The following is a 17,132-nucleotide window of genomic DNA, read 5'->3' on the forward strand; positions in this document are numbered from 1 at the left end:
CGACCTCGAAGACATAATTGGAGCTCCGAATGACGATCAAGCCGCTTCGCAAGGCCGTATTTCCCGTTGCCGGGCTCGGCACGCGCTTTCTCCCCGCGACCAAGTCGATGCCCAAGGAAATGCTGACCGTCGTCGACAAGCCGCTGATCCAATATGCGGTCGAGGAAGCGCTCGAAGCGGGGATCGAGCAGATCATCTTCGTCACCGGTCGCGGCAAGGGTGCGCTCGAGGATCATTTCGATATCTCGTACGAGCTCGAGGACACGATGCGCGCGCGCGGCAAGTCGCTCGACGCGATCAGCCAGATCCGGATGAAGCCGGGTTCGCCGGTCTATGTCCGCCAGCAGGAGCCGCTGGGCCTCGGCCATGCGGTATGGTGTGCGCGCGAGATCGTCGGCGACGAGCCGTTCGCCGTCCTGCTCCCCGACGAGCTGATGGTGGGCAAGCCGGGCTTCATGAAGCAGATGGTCGAGGCGTATAACCAGGTCGGCGGCAATGTGATCGGTGCGCTCGAAGTGGCCGATTCCGAGACCGACAAATACGGCATCATCTCGCCCGGCGCGATCGATGGTCGTTTGACCGAGGTGAAGGCTCTGGTCGAGAAGCCCAAGCAGGGCACCGCGCCGTCGAACCTGATGATCCCCGGTCGCTATATCCTCCAGCCGGACGTGATGCGCATCCTGGAGAACCAGGAGAAGGGTGCGGGTGGAGAGATCCAGCTGACCGACGCGATGGCGCAGCTGATCGGCAACCAGCCGTTCCATGGCTTCACCTTCGACGGCCAGCGTTACGATTGCGGCGACAAGGCGGGGTACATCCAGGCGAACCTGGCGATCGCGCTGTCGCGGGCCGACATCGGTCCGGCCGTGCGCGAGTTCGCCAAGGGGCTGCTGAAGGGCTGAACCGGGTCGTTGCCGAGCCGTTACCCCGAACCGGTTCGGCACGTATTCGCGTCAAACATGTAACGGTCATTCCCGCGCAGGCGGGAACCCGTATTGGCAAACCTCGCGACATGATCGCGACCTCCTGAGCATCTGGGTCCCCGCCTCCGCGGGGATGACGTTACAGGTGGAAAAGGGGGCGCCGAATGGTTCCGACTGGTTCGGGGCCACCGGAACACGTCCGGCATGACGACGTCGGTGGTCGAGCGTGCGCCTAGCCGCGCGTTGTACCGCAGGCGCGGCAACCCGGATCCTTCGGCAGGCGGATCGACCGGAAGCGCAGCGCCAGAAGGTCAATCAACAGCAACTTGCCCGCGGGGTCGTCGCCGAACGGGGCGATGGCGCGCAGGACTTCCAGTGCGGCGAGGCTGCCGATCACGCCGGTGACGGGGCCGAGGACGCCGTCTTCCGCGCAGCTCGTCTCGGCCCGCTCGGGGTCTTCGCCGACGAAGCAGCGGTAGCACGGCTTGTCCGCTTCCCAGCCGCGATATGTGGCGAGCTGTCCCTCGAACTGCCCGACAGCGGCGGAGACGAGCGGGATCTTCGCGACATGCGCGGCGTCGGCGACGCAGAAGCGGGTCGCGAAGTTGTCGCAGCCGTCGAGCACGACGTCGGCCCCGGCCAGCAGGCCCGCGACGTTCGTCGGATCGATCTGCACCCGGTGGGTTTCGACCGCGACATGCGGGTTGATCCGCTGGACCGCCGCTGCTGCCGCCTCGACCTTCGCGATGCCGGTATCCACGGTGGTGAAGATCGTCTGGCGTTGCAGGTTCGACGGCTCGACCCGGTCGTCGTCGATCAGGATGAGGCGACCGACGCCGGCGGCCCCCAGATACTGGATCGCGGGCGAGCCGATCCCGCCTGCGCCGACGATCGCGACGGTCGCCGTCTTCAGTCGCGCCTGCCCGGAGCCGCCGAATTCCTTTAGGACGATATGCCGCGCATATCGGGTGAGTTCGTCGTCGGAGAGGATCATGCGCCCCAGGCGAACGTCAGGCTGGTGCGATACCAGGTGTCCGTATCGGTATCGACCACGTCGATCGAATCGCGCGCGCCGAGGATGACGCCGGCCGCATATTGCTCGACCGTCGGGCAATCGATCGCGCGCGGGGTGATGCGGCGGACGCGGCCGTCGCGCGTCATCAGCACCGCGAGGTCGAGGCTGAGCGACCAGCCCTGCACCGTCCGGACCGCCTTCGCGCAACGCCCGGCCATGACCTCGCCGTGGACATAGGCCGAGGTGTTGGCGAGCGTGGTCGCCTGGCGACGGATGCGCAGGGGGCAGCGTGCTCCAGTCCTGTGGGGGCAATGGGCCGGATACTGGGCCGGATACTGGGGCAGATGCGGGCACCGTAGCGGGCGGCGTCGCCGGGATCGTGGGGACGACCTGCACCTGAGCGATCGGAGGCGCCGCGGCTTGGAGCAGGAGGAGGAAGGCGGCGATCATCGGCCGGTCGATCCGAAGCCGCCTGCACCGCGGGTGGTGTCGTCGAGCGTCGCGACTTCGTCGAGCGTGGCGCGCAGGACGACCGCGGGAACGAGCTGCGCGATGCGGTCGCCGCGCGCGATCTCGAATGGCTCCTGGCCGAGATTGGCAAGGATCACCTTCAATTCGCCGCGATAGTCGCTGTCGATCGTACCGGGCGTGTTGAGGCAGGTGACGCCGTGCTTGAGCGCGAGGCCGGAGCGGGGCGGACCTGGACCTCGTGCCCGTCGGGAATGGCGATCGCGAAGCCGGTCGCGACGGCGGCGCGGTCGCCGGGGGCGAGCGTCAGTGCCTCGGCGGAGACGACGTCCATGCCGGCGGCGCCGTCGGTCGCGTAGGCAGGCAAAGGCAGGCCCTCGCCGTGCGGGAGGCGTTTGAGTTCGATGCGGATCATGATGCGGCTTCTAGCGCATCGGCGATGCGGTCCGCCAGTCGGGCGGCGACCGCGTCCTTGGGCAGGCGCTCCCAGCTCTCGACGCCGGCAGCCGTGACGAGATGCACGCTGTTGTCCGCGCCGCCCATCACGTCGCCCGATACGTCGTTGGCGACGATCCAGTCGGCGGCCTTGCGAACGCGCTTGGCGGTGGCGTGTTCGAGCACGTGTTCGGTTTCTGCGGCGAACCCGATCAGGAGGCGAGGGCGGTGCGGGCTGCGCGCCAAAGTCGCGAGAATATCGGGATTTTCCGCAAGCGTCAGCGTCGGCGTTGCATCGCCTTTCTTGATCTTCTGCTGGGAGGATTCGACATGCCAGTCGGCGACCGCGGCCACCATGACGGCGGCGTCGGCGGGCAGCGCGTGGTCGACGGCGTCGGCCATCTCGCGTGCCGTTTCCACGTCGATCCGGTCGACCGCCGGCGGGGTCGCGAGCGTCACGGGGCCGGCGACGAGCGTGACGCGTGCGCCGAGTTGTGCCAGCGCCGCGGCGATCGCGAAGCCCTGTTTGCCCGAGGAGCGATTGGCGATGTAGCGGACCGGGTCGATCGGTTCGTGAGTCGGGCCGGCGGTGACGAGGACGTGGCGGCTCGTGAGGCGCTTGCGCGGGCCGGGAGCAAGCATGTCTTCGATCGCGGCGAGGATCGCGGGGGCTCGGGCAGGCGGCCGGGGCCGTATTCGCCGCACGCCATCGCGCCTTCGTCGGGTTGCATCACCGTCACGCCGTCGGCGCGGAGTTGCGCGACGTTGCGGACGGTCGCGGCGTGGGTCCACATCCGGACGTTCATCGCGGGCGCGACCAGGACCGGCTTGTCGGTAGCGAGCAGCAGTGTCGTCGCGAGGTCGTTCGCGAGTCCGCCGGCCATGCGCGCGATCAGGTCGGCGGTGGCGGGGGCGACGACGATCAGATCGGCCTGGCGGCTGAGCTGGATATGGCCCATCTCGGCCTCGTCCTTGAGATCCCAGAGCGTCGTGTAGACCTTGTCCTCGCTGAGTGCGGCGAGCGTCATCGGCGTAACGAAATGATGCGCCGCCTCGGTCATCACGCAGCGCACCGCATGGCCGCGGCCTTTCAGCAGGCGGATCAGTTCGGCGGCCTTGTAGGCGGCGATCCCGCCACCGACGATCAGGAGAATGCGCGTCATGAGGGCGTCTTTAGCGGATAATCCGCGTCACGGTAATGCGTCGGCTGTCGAGCGCCGCATGGACCAGATCGCGCAGGCCGTCGGGGACGAACACGAGCCCGGTGAGCAGCAACGGCGTGACCAGCAGCGCCCAGTGCGGCGTCTCCTCGGTGCCGAACACGGTGATCAGCAATGCGGTGAGGACGATCATGGCGAGCGCGCGCAGGGCGAGGGGATCGCGCCATGTCGCCCAGCCGAACAGCGCGAGGCCGACGATCGGCGCCGCGAAACCCAACGGCAGCCAGGCGAGTGCGGTGGCCGAGATCGTGGCGGACACGAACGCGCCGAAACCGAGCAACCCGGCCCACTCGAAGACCATGTCGTCGAGTGGCTTGACGACCTGCACCACGGCATAAGCGTGGATTGCCAGTACGAGGGCGGCGACGATCAGCGCGGCGGCCCAGCCTAGCGCCTCGCGCCGCTGACGTTCGGCCAGCGCGAACGCCAGCATGACGATCAGATAGAGCGCGGCAGTCTCGCGGAGCACGGCCGCTGCAACACCGAATGCGATCGCGTCGACATAATGGCCGTGCCGCCTGATCGCGAGCGAGAGCGTTATCGCGAGCCCGGCCCAGAGATCGGGCAATGGCGCGAGCGAGGGCTGGAGCAGCGGCGCGAGGCTGGCGAACAGCAGCAAAGCGACCGCCGTCTGCGCGGCGCGCGTCTTCAGTACCGGCTGCATACGGCCATGGCAGGCGACCGCGACCGCCGCGGTGAGCAGGTAGACCATCGCCATCACCGCTATGTTCGGCAGCGCGGCCTCGATCACCGCGAGCGTGGGCAGGCGGAACGCGGTGAATGGCGCGAGCGGATAGCCGCCGGCGCGCAGTGCATCCGCGGCTACCGCATAGTAATTGCCACCGTGGCGAACGCCGTCCACGATCATTGCGTATAGCGCGGTATCGGTATGACCAGGCGCTACGGACAGCGCGGCGAACGTCGTGGTCAGGATCAAGGCCAGCAGCGCGACCACCGCGCGGGCGGCGGGTTGCGAGATGTTTGCGAACCTTGACGGCGCCGCGAGCCAGACCGGGGTCAGCGGGCGGCGCATCGTCACGTCACGCTGAACCACGTTCCTGCGATGCCGACGAGCGCGGCGATCACCGCCACCGCCGCATAACGCCAGCCGCCGCCGATCCGGATGACTTCGATCTCGCGCAGCGGCGGCATCGGGGGCGCGCCGCCGGGGGCGGGGTAATGCGCCTCGATCCGGCGGACCAACTCGGGCAGGCGGGTGAGCGTCTGGAAGTCGGCGATCAGGCGGTCGGCGATCGCGGCCTCGGGGCCGAGTTCGCCGCGGATCCAGTCGCGGACGAACGGCTCGGCGGCTTCCCACAGGTTGATGTCGGGGTTGAGGCTGGTCGCGACGCCCTCGACCATCACCATCGTCTTCTGGAGCAGCAGCAGATGCGGCTGCGTCGCCATGTCGAAATCGCGCGTGATCGAGAATAGACTGTCGAGCATCATGCCGATCGACATGTCCTTGACCGGCAGCCCGCGCATCGGCTCGCCGACCGCACGCAACGCGGTGGCGAACTCGGCGACGTCGTGGTGCGCAGGGACGTAGCCGGCCTCGAAATGGATCTCGGCGACGCGCTTATAATTGCCGGTGATCAGCCCGTAGAGGATCTCGGCGAGCCAGACGCGCGCGCGGCGGTCGATCCGGCCCATGATGCCGAAATCGATCGCGGCGATCCGGTTGCCGGGCAGCGCGAACAGGTTTCCCTGGTGCATGTCGGCGTGGAAGAAGCCGTCGGCGATCGCCTGGCGCAGGAACGCGCGGACGAGCGTGTTGGCGAGGCCGGGCAGGTCGTAGCCGGCGGCGACGAGCGCCGGGCGATCGGACAGCTTGATGCCGTCGATCCATTCGATCGTCATGACCTTGTTGGTCGAGCGCGCCCAATCGATCGCGGGGATGACGAAATCGGGCTCGGCGGTCATGCCCTCCGCGAGTTCGGACGCCGAGGCGGCTTCGCGGCGGAAGTTCAGTTCGCGCAGGGTCCAGCGTTTGAACGTCTCGATCGTGAGGCGCGGGCGCAGGCGCATCGCTTCGGGGCTGAGCGCCTCCAGTTGGGCCGCGGCCCAGCTATAGGTGTCGATCGCGCGCGCGAAATCGTCTTCAACGCCAGGGCGGAGGACTTTCACCGCGACCTGGCGGCCATCGGTGGTGACCGCGCGGTGGACCTGCGCGATCGATGCTGCGCCGACCGGAATCGGTTCGATCCGCGAGAACAACGTCTCCAGCGGCTTGCCGAAGCTCGCCAGCATCGCCGCCTCGATCGTCTCGTAGGGGACGGGGAGAGCTGGTCCTGGAGCCTGAGCAGATCGTTCGCCGCGTCCTCGCCGACGAGATCGGGGCGGGTGGCGAGCGTCTGGCCGAGCTTGATCGCCGCGGGTCCGATCGTCTGGAACGCGTCGGCGTAACGCGGCACTGCGGGCACGCGCGCGCCGAACCGGGCGATCCGGGCGAGGCGGCGGACGGGGCTGGCGTGTTCGGGTCACGCTCGATCCCGCGCAGCGCGCCGTGGCGAGCGAGGATGCGGCCCCATTTTAGGAGACGCCATATGTGGGTGGTTGAGGCGGTCACTGGGCCGGAGCGCCTTGAGAAGGGTTATGTTCACGCGAAGGCGCGAAGGCGCGAAGAGAGATTTGTTCACGCGGAGACGCGGAGACGCGGAGAGAAAGAAGAAGTGGTTTGCGCGGAGGCGCGGAGGCGCGGAAATGTGGCGCCTCGCCGCGCTTGCGGCTTTTCATCATGAGCGAAGCGGTTGCAAAGCGCTGGCGCGCAAGAGGCTTCTTGGCGCTTTCGCCCTTACTTACTCTCCGCGTCTCCGCGTCTCCGCGTGAACACATCTTTGCGTCTTCGCGCCTTCGCGTGATCACTATATCTTCCACCCACTGTGGATCGCGACGAGTCCACCCAGCAAAGGCTCGACCTTGGTCTGCACGAAGCCCGCGTCCGCGATCATGCCCTTGAACTTTGGCATGTCGGGGAAGCGCCGGATCGACTCGATCAGGTAGCGATAGCTGTCGGCATCCTGCGCGAGCAACTGGCCGAGCTTCGGGACCATCTTGTGCGAGTACGCATCGTACACCTCGGCGAACCCAGGCCACACCGTCGTGGAGAATTCGAGGCAATAGAAGCGCCCGCCACGCCGCAGGACGCGGTGCGCTTCGCGCAGAGCCTTGGGGATGTCGGTCACGTTCCGGATGCCGAACGCGATCGTGTAGGCGTCGAAGAACTTGTCGGGGAAGGTCAGCGTCTCCGCATTGGCTTCGGTCCAGACCAGGCCGTCGATCCCGCGCTTCTGAGCGCGCTGCATGCCGACTTCGAGCATCTGCGGGTTGATGTCGGCGACCGTGATCGACGCGCCCGACGGCTCCATGCGGAACGCGATGTCGCCGGTGCCGCCCGCCATGTCGAGGATCTGCTCGCCTTCGCGCGGTTTCACGCGGCGGACGAAACGGTCCTTCCACAGCCGGTGCATGCCGCCCGACATCGCATCGTTCATCAGGTCGTATTTGCCCGCGACGTTCGAGAAGACGCCGCCGACGCGGGCGGTCTTCTCGGTGGCGGGAATGTCTTCGTAGCCGAAGGAGACGGTATCGGGCGTCGAAGCGGGCGCGGGCGCGATCAAGTCGTTCATATCCTGCGCTCTAGCCGCGCCTTGTGGCGCGAGCAAACGCAACCTAGCTGCAAAGCGTGCCAGAATTACCAGAAGTCGAAACCACCGTGCGCGGGCTGGAGCCCGTGCTCAAGGGCCAGCGCCTGACCTCGGTCGAGCCACGCCGCGCCGACCTGCGCAAAGCGATCCCGGTCGACCTGCGCCAGCGGATGACCGGGGCGACCGTCACGACGCTGGGGCGGCGCGCCAAATACGGCCTGATCGATACCGATCGCGGGGATACGCTGATCTTCCACCTCGGCATGTCGGGGCGCTGGCGAGTCGATCCGAGCGAACTGCTCGCGCACGATCACCTGCTGATCGGCACCGCGGCGGGCCGGACGGTTGCGCTCAACGACCCACGGCGATTCGGCTTTCTCGATCTTTGGGCGACCGAGGACATCGCCAATTACCCCCGTTCCTCAGCATGGGGCCCGAGCCGCTCGGGCGAGACCTGACCGCCGCGTATCTGCTGGAGGCGCTCGAAGGGCGGGGGCGTCGATCAAGGCGATGCTGCTCGACCAGCGGATCGTCGCGGGTCTCGGCAACATCTATGTGTGCGAGGCGCTGCACATGGCGAAGATCGCGCCTAGCCGGGCGGCGGGACGGATCTCGCTGTTTCGACTCGAGCGGCTGGTCGAGGCGATTCGGACAGTGTTGACGGCGGCGATCTTGGCGGGTGGGTCGTCGCTCCGCGATTATGTGCGGCCGGACGGCGAACTTGGCTATTTTTCCAAGCAATGGCGCGTCTATGGTCGCGAGGGTGGGGCGTGCGAATGCGGCTCCACCGTCAAGCGCCGCACCGAAGGCGGGCGCTCGACCTTCTGGTGTCCGAAGTGTCAGCGCGGCTGAGCGTTTCGGTTGACGCGCAGGAGCAAAGTGAGTAGGGCCGCGGCTTCGAGAGGGCGTAGGAGCAATCCGGCGCCCCTTTTATTCATTCGAACATCCAGAGGGCTTCATGGCGAACACGCCGCAGGCGAAAAGCGTATCCGTCGCAACGACCGTCGCGCGGAAGTGAACGGCAACCGAGTCGGCCGTATCCGTACCTTCATCAAGAAGGTCGAGGCCGCACTGGCGTCGGGCGACAAGGGCGCAGCGACCACCGCACTCGCGGCCGCACAGCCTGAGCTGCAGCGTGGCGTCGCCAAGGGCGTGCTGCACAAGAACACCGCGAGCCGCAAGTTCGCGCGTCTGACCAAGGCCGTGACCGGGCTCGCCTAAGCGAACGATCACTGTCGAAAGCGGATCACCCGTCGGGACATTCCCGGCGGGTTTTTGCGTGTGCGAAGGAACCTCCGGAGAGTCCGCATAACCCTAGGATTCTGCCACGATTCGTGTGCGAGAGAATCACGTCATGCAATCGCCGAAATTGCAAAAAATGCGTAAACACAGCGACTTATAAAAATATCGACGCATTTCCGCGGCTTGATCAAGTCAACCCGCTTTATTTCGAAAATGTGACGCGTCGGGGCCTTGCTCGGATCGCTGATCGCTTCATAACGGGGCTCACAGCGACGGTGGTTTCCACCGCTGCATCAACAAACAGGGCGAAGATGCCGGATGACCCTTAGGGTCGTCTGGGGGCCATTTTCTGTCGGGACTATGTCACCTGCACGCCTGTCGTGCGGGGTCGGAGAAGTGTGCGCGTGACGAAGTGGCAAGGACCGATGACCCACGCGACCGAGGCCGAGAAGGCCTGGGCCCGCGTGCGTGCGTCCTTGCGCGAGTCGGCGGGCGCGCGGCTGTTCGAGCAGTGGCTGAAACCGATCGAGCTGATCCCGGGCGAGGACCACGACACGATCCGTCTCGCGCTCCCATCGGCGTTCATGACCAACTGGGTCCGCAATCATTACGCCGACCGACTCGTGCTCGAATTCAAGCAGATCCTGCCCAACGTCCGCACCGTCCAGATCGAGACCCGGGCGCCGGGTCGCGCGCCCGTCGTACTGGCGATCGAGCCGGTGGCGGATCCGGCGGTCGTAGAGCCTGCCGCGCCGAAGCCGGTCGTCGAAGCCAAGCCGGTCGCAGAACCCCAGCCGGCTGCGCCTGCACAGGTATCGATGAAGTTCGGTGTCGATCCGTCGCTTAAGCCTGCACCAGCGGTCGTCGAGGCAACGGCGGCGGTCGGCGTGCCAGCCGAACGCCCGCCGCTTGATCCACGCTATACCTTCGAGCGATTCGTCGTTGATCCGTCGAACAAGGTCGCGTTCAACGCGGCCAAGGTGCTCGCCGAGCCGGGGCCGGTCCGGTTCAGCCCGTTGTTCCTCCACAGCGGCACGGGGCAGGGCAAGACCCACCTCATGCACGCGATCGGCCACGCGTTCCTCGAGCATAACCCGCACGCGATCGTGCTGTGCATGTCCGCCGAGCGGTTCATGTACGATTTCGTCGCGGCGATGCGCGCGCGCGATACGCATGCGTTCAAGCAGCGGCTGCGCGGTGCCGACCTGCTGCTGATCGACGATCTCCAGTTTATCGCCGGCAAGGACGCGACGCAGGAAGAATTCTTCCACACGGTCAACGAGATCATGGCGGCGGGCAAGCGGCTGGTGATCTCCGCCGATCGCTGCCCGCAGGCGCTGGAAGGCGTCGAGGCGCGGATCATCAGCCGGATGGCGGTCGGGCTGGTCGCGGACATCAAGGCGCCCGACCTGACGCTGCGCCGGACGATTCTCGATCGGAAGCTGGTCGACCTGCCCGACATGCGCGTGCCGACCGACGTGCTCGACCTGCTCGCCAGCCGCATCCATGCGAACATCCGCGAGCTCGAGGGCGCGCTCAACCGCGTCGTCGCTTATGCGCAGCTGACCGGCGACACGATCGACCTCGATTTCGCGGTGGCTACGCTCGGCGAAGTCCTCCGTGGCGCGCAGAAGCGCGTGACGATCGACGAAATCCAGAAGCTCGTGTCCGCGCATTTCGAACTGAAGCCGCTCGACCTGATCTCGGCGCGTCGCGCGCGCGCCGTGGCACGGCCGCGGCAGATCGCGATGTATCTGGCCAAGCGGCTTACGACTCGGTCGCTGCCGGAGATCGGACGGAAGTTCGGCGGGCGCGATCATTCGACGGTGATCCATGCGGTGCGCAAGATCGAGGAACTGCGCGATCTGGATCGCGATATCGATGCGGCGGTCCGCGTGCTGATGCGTGAGCTCGAAGGCTAGCCTTCCCTCCTTGTTCCCCCGCGAAGGCGGGAGCCCAGACTGGACCCCGCCTTCGCGGGGGAACACACTTCATTGGCATACTGAAGTCTTCCCCTCCCTGGAAGGGAGGGGCCGGGGTGAGTCGGCCAGCTTGTCGCACCGGTTCCATGATGCGGCTGGCGACCCACCCCCGCCCCTCCCTTTCAGGGGGGCAGGTCGGTTCGCGTTTAGACCTGCAACCCCATTGCGTCCTGCGTCGCCTTCAACACCGGTGCCGCCAGCGCGCGCGCTTTCTCCGCGCCTGCCTGCAGTACCGCCGTCACCGCACTGCGATCATCCAGCAACCGCACCATCTCATCACGGATCGGGCCCAATTTCGCCACCGCTAGGTCCGCTAGCGCGGGCTTGAACGCGCCGAAGCCCTTGCCGCCGAACTCGCCGAGCACGGTCGCGATATCGCTATCCGCCAGCGCGGCGTAGATCGTCAGCAGGTTGCGCGCCTCCGCGCGATCACCCAGTTCCTCGACCGTTGCCGGCAAATTGTCGGGATCGGTCTTCGCCTTGCGGAACTTGTCGGCGATCGTGTCATCGCTGTCGATCAGTTTGACCACCGACTGCTCGGACGGATCTCGATTTGGACATCTTCGCCGAGGCATCGCGCAACGACATGATCCGCGGCGCGGCCTTGCTGATCAGCGGCGCTGGCAGCGTGAACAGGTCCACGCCATAATCGCCGTTGAACTTGGTCGCGATGTCGCGCGCGAGTTCCAGATGCTGCTTCTGGTCCTCGCCGACCGGCACGTGCGTCGCGTTGTAAAGCAGCACGTCGGCCGCCATCAGCACCGGGTAGTCGTACAACCCGACGCTCGCGCCTTCGCGGTTCTTGCCCGCCTTGTCCTTGAACTGGGTCATCCGGTTCAACCAGCCGACGCGGGCGACGGTGTTGAGCAGCCACGCCATCTCGCTGTGCGCCGGCACCCGCGCCTGGTTGAACAGGATCGACTTCGCCGGATCGATGCCGGCTGCGATCATCGTCGCCGCGACCTCGATCGTGTGCGACGACAATTCCGCCGGCGCGATCCATTCGGTCGGCGCGTGGAGATCGGCGATGAAGAACATCGACTCGCCACCCTGTGCCGCGACGTCGTCCTGGAGGGCAACCCATTGCTTCACGGCGCCAAGGTAATTGCCGAGGTGGAGATTACCGGTTGGCTTGATGCCGGAGACGACGCGCATAGAAAAACCTATCTGGAACGACGCAGAAGCGTGGAGATGTCGCCCAGCCGGAACGCGCCGGTGAGCAATGTCGCGATCGCATAGACCACGCCGCCGGTGGTAACCAGCACCAGCATGGCCCCCAGCGCTGGATGCTTGTGCCGGTCACGAACGGCTGGAACAGGTCGTTGAGGAAAAACATCACGACGCCCATGATCAGCGCGGCGACCAGCAGCCGCCACGTCCGCCGGCGAAGCCTGGCGTCAGGCGTGAAATGCCCGCGGCGGACGAGCGTGCGGTAAAGCATCGCGACGTTGACGGTGCTCGCGATCGCGGTGGCGAGCGGCGGGCCCATGTGGCCGAGCGGCTTGATGAAGGCGAGGTTGAGGACGAGGTTCACGACCATCGACATCGTCGCATAGCGTACCGGCGTCTTGGTGTCCGAGCGTGCGTAATAGCCGGGCGTCAGGACCTTCACGAGGATGTACGACGGCAGGCCGATCGAGAAGGCGGCCAAGGCTTGCGCGGTCAGCACGCTGTCGTCGAGCGCGAACTTGCCGTGCTGGAACAGCGCGCCGACGATCGGCACGCCGCACACGATCAGCGCGACCGTGGCGGGGAGGGTCAGGAACAGCGCCAGTTCCATGCCGCGGTTCTGCGTTGTCATCGCCTCGGCCTCCTCGCCGCGGCCGAGCTGGCGCGAGATGGTGGGAAGCAGGACGGTGCCGAGACCGATGCCGATCAGGCCGAGCGGGAGCTGGTTCAACCGGTCGGCGAAATAGATGTACGAGACCGAGCCAGCGGGCAGCAGCGCGGCAGCGAGCGCGGTCGAGACGACGAGGTTGATCTGCACCGCGCCGGCCCCGGCGGCGGCGGGCCAGATCAGCGACATCAGCTTCTTAACGTCGGGATTGAGTTGCGGACGCTTGAGCCGCAGCTTCACGCCGGACGCGCGACAGGCCCAGATCAGCCACAGAAGCTGCAACGCGCCCGACACCGTCACCGCGATCGCCTGGTTGCGCGCGGTCAGCAGCGGCTGGCGTTCGTGGAACAGCAGCAGCGCGGCGATCAGCGTCGCGTTGAGCAGGATCGGTGCCGCCGCGTTGATCCAGAACTTGTGCAGCGAATTGAGGATGCCACCGAGCAGCGACACGAGGCTGATCAGCAGCAGATAGGGAGGGTGATCCGCGACAGATGGACGACATAGTCGAACCGTTCCGCGTTGGCGCCGTTGAACCCGAAGGTCAGCAGCCACGTCATCGGCCACGCCGCGAGTTCGAAGATCGCGGTCATCAGGATCAGCGTCGGGAGCAGCACCGACAGCGCATCCTCGGCGAACGCGATCCCGTCGGGCAATCCGCGCCCGGTCTTGTCGCCGACCTTCCGATTGAACATCGGGATGAACGCCGCGGAAAACGCGCCCTCCGCGAAAAGGGCGCGGAACATGTTGGGGAGGCGGAACGCGATCAGGAACGCGTCCGACGCGAACCCCGCGCCGACGAACCGCGCGAACAGCGAGTCGCGCACCAGCCCCAGGACACGGCTGGCGAGCGTCAGCCCGCCGACCGATCCCAGCGCCTTGGTCAGGTTCATCTACGCGCGCTCCACCTCCGGTCGATCAGGCCTGGCCGAAATCGCCGACGTTCGGCTGGATGCCCTGCTGCTCCGACTGGGTCAGGTACAGCTGGCCGAAATCGATCGGCTCGAGCAGCAGCGGCGGGAAGCCACCGTCACGCACCGCATCCGACAGCACGCGGCGGGCGAACGGGAACAGCAGGCGCGGTGCTTCACCCAGCAGGAACGGCTGGACATGCTCGGCCGGAATGTTGCGGAGCCCGAAGAGCCCTGCGTACGAAAGGTCGACGATGAACGCGACCTGCCCGTCGGTCTCGGCACGGACGTCGATCTTCAGCACGACTTCGTGCACCTCGTCGCCGACCTGCGCCGCGCCGATGTTGAACTGTACGTCGATCGCGGGCGGGGTCTGGTTCTGGTAGACTGCAGGCGCGTTCGGGTTCTCGAACGACAGATCCTTGACGTATTGCGAGATCAGGCCGGCGGCGGGAACCGTGTCCTCTCCGTTCACGAACTGGTCGCCCATCTGGTCGGGCGCGGTCACGCCATTGTCCTGATCATCCATTCGTCGTGTCCTTGCGAAGAAGCGTGAAATAGGGACCGAAGCGGCACGCTTGCGCGTTCATGTCGGTCAGGGGCTGCGAGTAGCAGTGCCGACCGGGCGTTTCAACGGGCCCGGGTTTGAATAAGCGCAGCTTTGGCCTATGTTAGCCCGAAGATCGGAGGCACGGTTGTTTTACGTAGTTCTTCTCGCGATGGTTGCAGGCTTCTTGGCGATGCGACTGTATAGCGTGCTCGGCAAGCGGACGGGGCATGAACAGCCCTTGCCGCGCGCGGCCGAGGACCGTCCTGCGCTCGCCGCCGTTCCGCGAACGGTGGATGCGACGCCCGAGCCCCGCGAGGTCGCCAGCCGCAACATCGAGCCGCGCGCCGAAGCAGGCCTGCGGTCGATCGTCGCCGCCGAATCCGGGTTCGACGTCAACCAGTTCCTCGAAGGCGCACAGGCGGCGTACCGCATGGTGCTCGAGGCGTTCTGGAAGGGCGACGAGGAGCAACTGGGCTATCTCGCCGAGGATGACGTCCGCGCGGCGTTCGCCGAGGCGATCGCAGCGCGGGTCGCGGCGGGCGAAGTGCTCGACAATCGTCTCGTCTCGATCGAGCGCGCGGTGATCTCCGATGCGAGCGTGTCGGGTCGCGATGCGCGGATTACGGTGCGGTTCGACGCGGACATCGCGGCCGTCACGCGCGACGGCGAGGGCAATGTCCTGGCCGGGTCGCTGACCGACGCGGTCGAGACGCACGACGTCTGGACGTTCGCACGGACGCTGAAGAGCAGTGATCCGAACTGGAAGCTCGCCGACACCGACGAGGCGTGACCGTGCGCTTCAGGGGGCGGGGCTCGGCGGACTTGGTCTCTCGCTGATGTTGAGCGCGTGCGTCGGTGGCGTCGCGCCGCCGCGTTCGGGTCCTGCGCCGGTCGATCGGGGCGGTACCGCCGACCGCGAACCTTCGCGCGAGCCGGTGCGTGTGCATCCTTCGCGCGATACGGGTGCTTCGCCCAACATCCGTGGCATCCAGATGCCGGCGCGGATCGTCGGCTCTGTGCCGATGTTGTCGATTCCCGTGGTAACGCCGACGGCACCGACCAATGCGGTTGCTGCCGGCGTGATCGCCGGTCCGCCGGTCGCCAGCCTGCCGATCGACGAGACGCAGGCGCAGTCGGCGTTGTCGGCGTTCGTCACGAGCTGTCCTTCGCTGATGCGTCGTACCGATACGTCCGGCTTAACGCGTGGCACCGATTGGCAGCCGGCTTGTGCGGCGGCGGCCGCGGTTCCTCGCGGCGGTGCGCGGACCTTTTTCACGCAGTGGTTCGAGGCGGTGCAGGTCGGTGACGGCAAGGCGTTCGCGACGGGCTACTACGAGCCTGAAATCGCCGGCTCGCTCGAGCGTCGCGATGGCTATGCGCCGATCTACGGGCGGCCCAACGACCTGATCGACGTCGATCTCGGTGCGTTCTCGACCAGCTTGAAGGGCAAGAAGATCCGCGGTCGCGTCGATCGCAGCAATTTGGTGCCCTATTACGACCGTACCGCGATCGAGCAGGGTGCGATCTCGGGGCGGGCGCCGATCCTCGCCTGGGCGCGCGATCCGGTGGAATTGTTCTTCCTCCAGATCCAGGGTTCGGGGCGACTTCGGTTGCCCGACGGCGAGATCCTGCGGATCGGCTATGCGACGCAGAACGGCCGCGATTATACCGGCATCGGCGCGCTGATGAAGTCGCGCGGGTTGCTGCAACCGGGGCAGACCTCGATGCAGGGGATCGTCGCCTGGCTCCACGCGCACCCGGCCGAGGGGCAGGCGATCATGCGCGAGAATAAGAGCTTCGTGTTCTTCCGCGAACTGGAGGGGGCACCGTTGGGGGCACTCGGCCTGCCGGTCACCGGCCAGGTGAGTGCGGCGGCGGACGTCAAGTTCGTGCCGCTGGGCGCACCCGTGTTCCTGTCGCTCGATCGGCAGGATGCGAGCGGCTTGTGGGTGGCGCAGGACACCGGCGGCGCGATCAAGGGGAGCAATCGCTTCGACACGTTCTGGGGCGCCGGGCCAGCGGCGGAGTCGACCGCAGGCGGGATGGCGGGGCGTGGCACCGCGTTCCTGCTGTTGCCGATCGGTACGGTTCAGCGTCTCAATGGCCAAGCGAATGGGGCGCAATATGGCGGGCCGACCCCTCAACCCTGACCCGCTCACCCCCGAGGAGGCGCAGCTCTGGGCGCGGGTGATGCAGACCGTCCGGCCGATGCGCTCGGTCGCGGTTCGCATTCCCGAGCGCGCGCCGCCGCTGCCGCCCCCGCCGAAGCCGGTGATCGGGCCCAACGGCAAGGTCGTTCCGCCGCCACCGGCGCCGCTGGGCCGGGTGAAACCGATCGTTCGTACCGTCGTCACGCCGTTCGCCAGCCGCCCGGGTGCGAAACCGGTGGTACCGCCGCGGCCGGTCGCCAAGCCGATCACCGCGAATACGCTGGATGGTGGCTGGGACAAGCGGCTGACGCGCGGCGTGGTCAGTCCGGATAGCTCTATCGACCTTCACGGACATACGCTGGCGTCCGCGCATACGTTGCTCGACGTTGGTCTCGGGCGGGCGATCGCGCGTGGCGACCGCGTGCTGCTGCTGGTGACGGGCAAGCCGCCACGACCCGAGAGCGAACGTCCGCATGCGCGCGGGGCGATCCGGTCGGCGGTGGCGGACTGGCTGGCGGGGTCGCGTCATGCGGACTCGATCGCGGCCGTGCGCGGCGCGCATCCGCGGCATGGCGGGCAGGGGCGTTGTATATCGTGCTGCGCCGCGGGCGGGATTAGGCGACATTAGGACTAATCCTCCCCCGCCAGGGGGAGGTGGCGCCGAAGGCGACGGAGGGGAGGAACACGCCACGGCGGTTCTTCCTTACCTCCCCCTCCGACTGGCGAGAAGCCAGCCACCTCCCCCTGGCGGGGAG

The 17,132-nt window shown here is 67.0% G+C and carries 9 protein-coding genes and 8 pseudogenes; 7 read left to right on the forward strand and 10 right to left on the reverse strand.

The window, feature by feature from the left end; genetic code table 11:
- Positions 1 to 29 precede the first annotated feature (29 nt).
- Complete coding sequence (gene galU / locus AC0IX7_RS02035) at positions 30 to 902, forward strand: UTP--glucose-1-phosphate uridylyltransferase GalU (RefSeq protein WP_471810223.1); 873 nt, start codon at positions 30 to 32, stop codon at positions 900 to 902.
- Between the two features lie 253 nt (positions 903 to 1,155).
- Here the strand turns inward: galU and AC0IX7_RS02040 are convergent, their stop codons facing one another.
- From AC0IX7_RS02040 to AC0IX7_RS02070, 7 genes and pseudogenes are all read right to left on the reverse strand, one after another.
- On the reverse strand, positions 1,156 to 1,917 hold the full coding sequence (locus tag AC0IX7_RS02040) for a HesA/MoeB/ThiF family protein (protein WP_471810225.1): 762 nt from the start codon (positions 1,915 to 1,917) through the stop codon (positions 1,156 to 1,158).
- Positions 1,914 to 2,156: a hypothetical protein gene (locus tag AC0IX7_RS02045; RefSeq protein ID WP_471810227.1), complete on the reverse strand. Its 243-nt coding sequence runs from the start codon at positions 2,154 to 2,156 to the stop codon at positions 1,914 to 1,916. Before AC0IX7_RS02045 ends, AC0IX7_RS02040 begins: the two co-directional genes overlap by 4 nt.
- A gap of 228 nt (positions 2,157 to 2,384) precedes the next feature.
- Positions 2,385 to 2,821 (reverse strand): annotated as a pseudogene (dut, locus tag AC0IX7_RS02050) (dUTP diphosphatase).
- A pseudogene (gene coaBC, locus AC0IX7_RS02055) lies at positions 2,818 to 4,004 on the reverse strand (bifunctional phosphopantothenoylcysteine decarboxylase/phosphopantothenate--cysteine ligase CoaBC). Before coaBC ends, dut begins: the two co-directional pseudogenes overlap by 4 nt.
- Before the next feature lie 10 nt (positions 4,005 to 4,014).
- Positions 4,015 to 5,094 carry a hypothetical protein gene (locus AC0IX7_RS02060; RefSeq protein ID WP_471810229.1) on the reverse strand — a complete coding sequence of 360 codons (1,080 nt, stop codon included), beginning with the start codon at positions 5,092 to 5,094 and terminating at the stop codon, positions 4,015 to 4,017.
- Between the two features lie 2 nt (positions 5,095 to 5,096).
- A pseudogene (gene ubiB / locus AC0IX7_RS02065) lies at positions 5,097 to 6,630 on the reverse strand (2-polyprenylphenol 6-hydroxylase).
- A 295-nt stretch (positions 6,631 to 6,925) separates the two neighbouring features.
- On the reverse strand, positions 6,926 to 7,690 hold the full coding sequence (locus AC0IX7_RS02070; RefSeq protein ID WP_187503372.1) for a class I SAM-dependent methyltransferase: 765 nt from the start codon (positions 7,688 to 7,690) through the stop codon (positions 6,926 to 6,928).
- 56 nt (positions 7,691 to 7,746) lie between these two features.
- Between AC0IX7_RS02070 and mutM the strand changes: the two are divergent.
- The 3 genes and pseudogenes from mutM (at position 7,747) to dnaA (ending at position 10,872) form a co-directional block, all read left to right on the forward strand.
- A pseudogene (gene mutM, locus AC0IX7_RS02075) lies at positions 7,747 to 8,560 on the forward strand (bifunctional DNA-formamidopyrimidine glycosylase/DNA-(apurinic or apyrimidinic site) lyase).
- 106 nt (positions 8,561 to 8,666) lie between these two features.
- Positions 8,667 to 8,929 (forward strand): annotated as a pseudogene (rpsT, locus tag AC0IX7_RS02080) (30S ribosomal protein S20).
- Positions 8,930 to 9,375: 446 nt separating this feature from the next.
- Positions 9,376 to 10,872, forward strand: a complete 1,497-nt coding sequence (gene dnaA, locus AC0IX7_RS02085; RefSeq protein WP_471813688.1) for a chromosomal replication initiator protein DnaA — start codon at positions 9,376 to 9,378, stop codon at positions 10,870 to 10,872.
- Positions 10,873 to 11,078: 206 nt separating this feature from the next.
- Here the strand turns inward: dnaA and trpS are convergent.
- From trpS to secB, 3 genes and pseudogenes are all read right to left on the reverse strand, one after another.
- Positions 11,079 to 12,087, reverse strand: a pseudogene (gene trpS / locus AC0IX7_RS02090) (tryptophan--tRNA ligase).
- An 8-nt stretch (positions 12,088 to 12,095) separates the two neighbouring features.
- Positions 12,096 to 13,659 (reverse strand): annotated as a pseudogene (gene murJ / locus AC0IX7_RS02095) (murein biosynthesis integral membrane protein MurJ).
- 25 nt (positions 13,660 to 13,684) lie between these two features.
- On the reverse strand, positions 13,685 to 14,206 hold the full coding sequence (gene secB / locus AC0IX7_RS02100) for a protein-export chaperone SecB (protein ID WP_471810231.1): 522 nt from the start codon (positions 14,204 to 14,206) through the stop codon (positions 13,685 to 13,687).
- Between the two features lie 166 nt (positions 14,207 to 14,372).
- Here secB and AC0IX7_RS02105 point away from each other — a divergent pair, with 166 nt between their 5' ends.
- The 3 genes and pseudogenes from AC0IX7_RS02105 to AC0IX7_RS02115 all read left to right on the forward strand — a co-directional run bounded on the left by AC0IX7_RS02105 (position 14,373) and on the right by AC0IX7_RS02115 (position 16,995).
- Complete coding sequence (locus tag AC0IX7_RS02105) at positions 14,373 to 15,017, forward strand: Tim44/TimA family putative adaptor protein (protein ID WP_248525037.1); 645 nt, start codon at positions 14,373 to 14,375, stop codon at positions 15,015 to 15,017.
- Positions 15,018 to 15,063: 46 nt separating this feature from the next.
- Entirely contained in the window at positions 15,064 to 16,377 is a 1,314-nt protein-coding gene (gene mltA / locus AC0IX7_RS02110) for a murein transglycosylase A (RefSeq protein WP_471810233.1), read from the forward strand.
- Positions 16,352 to 16,995 (forward strand): annotated as a pseudogene (locus tag AC0IX7_RS02115) (Smr/MutS family protein). The gene mltA and the pseudogene AC0IX7_RS02115 overlap by 26 nt, the downstream one beginning before the upstream one ends.
- The last annotated feature ends 137 nt before the right edge of the window (positions 16,996 to 17,132 follow it).

The organism is Sphingomonas sp. AC411 (assembly GCF_979253035.1).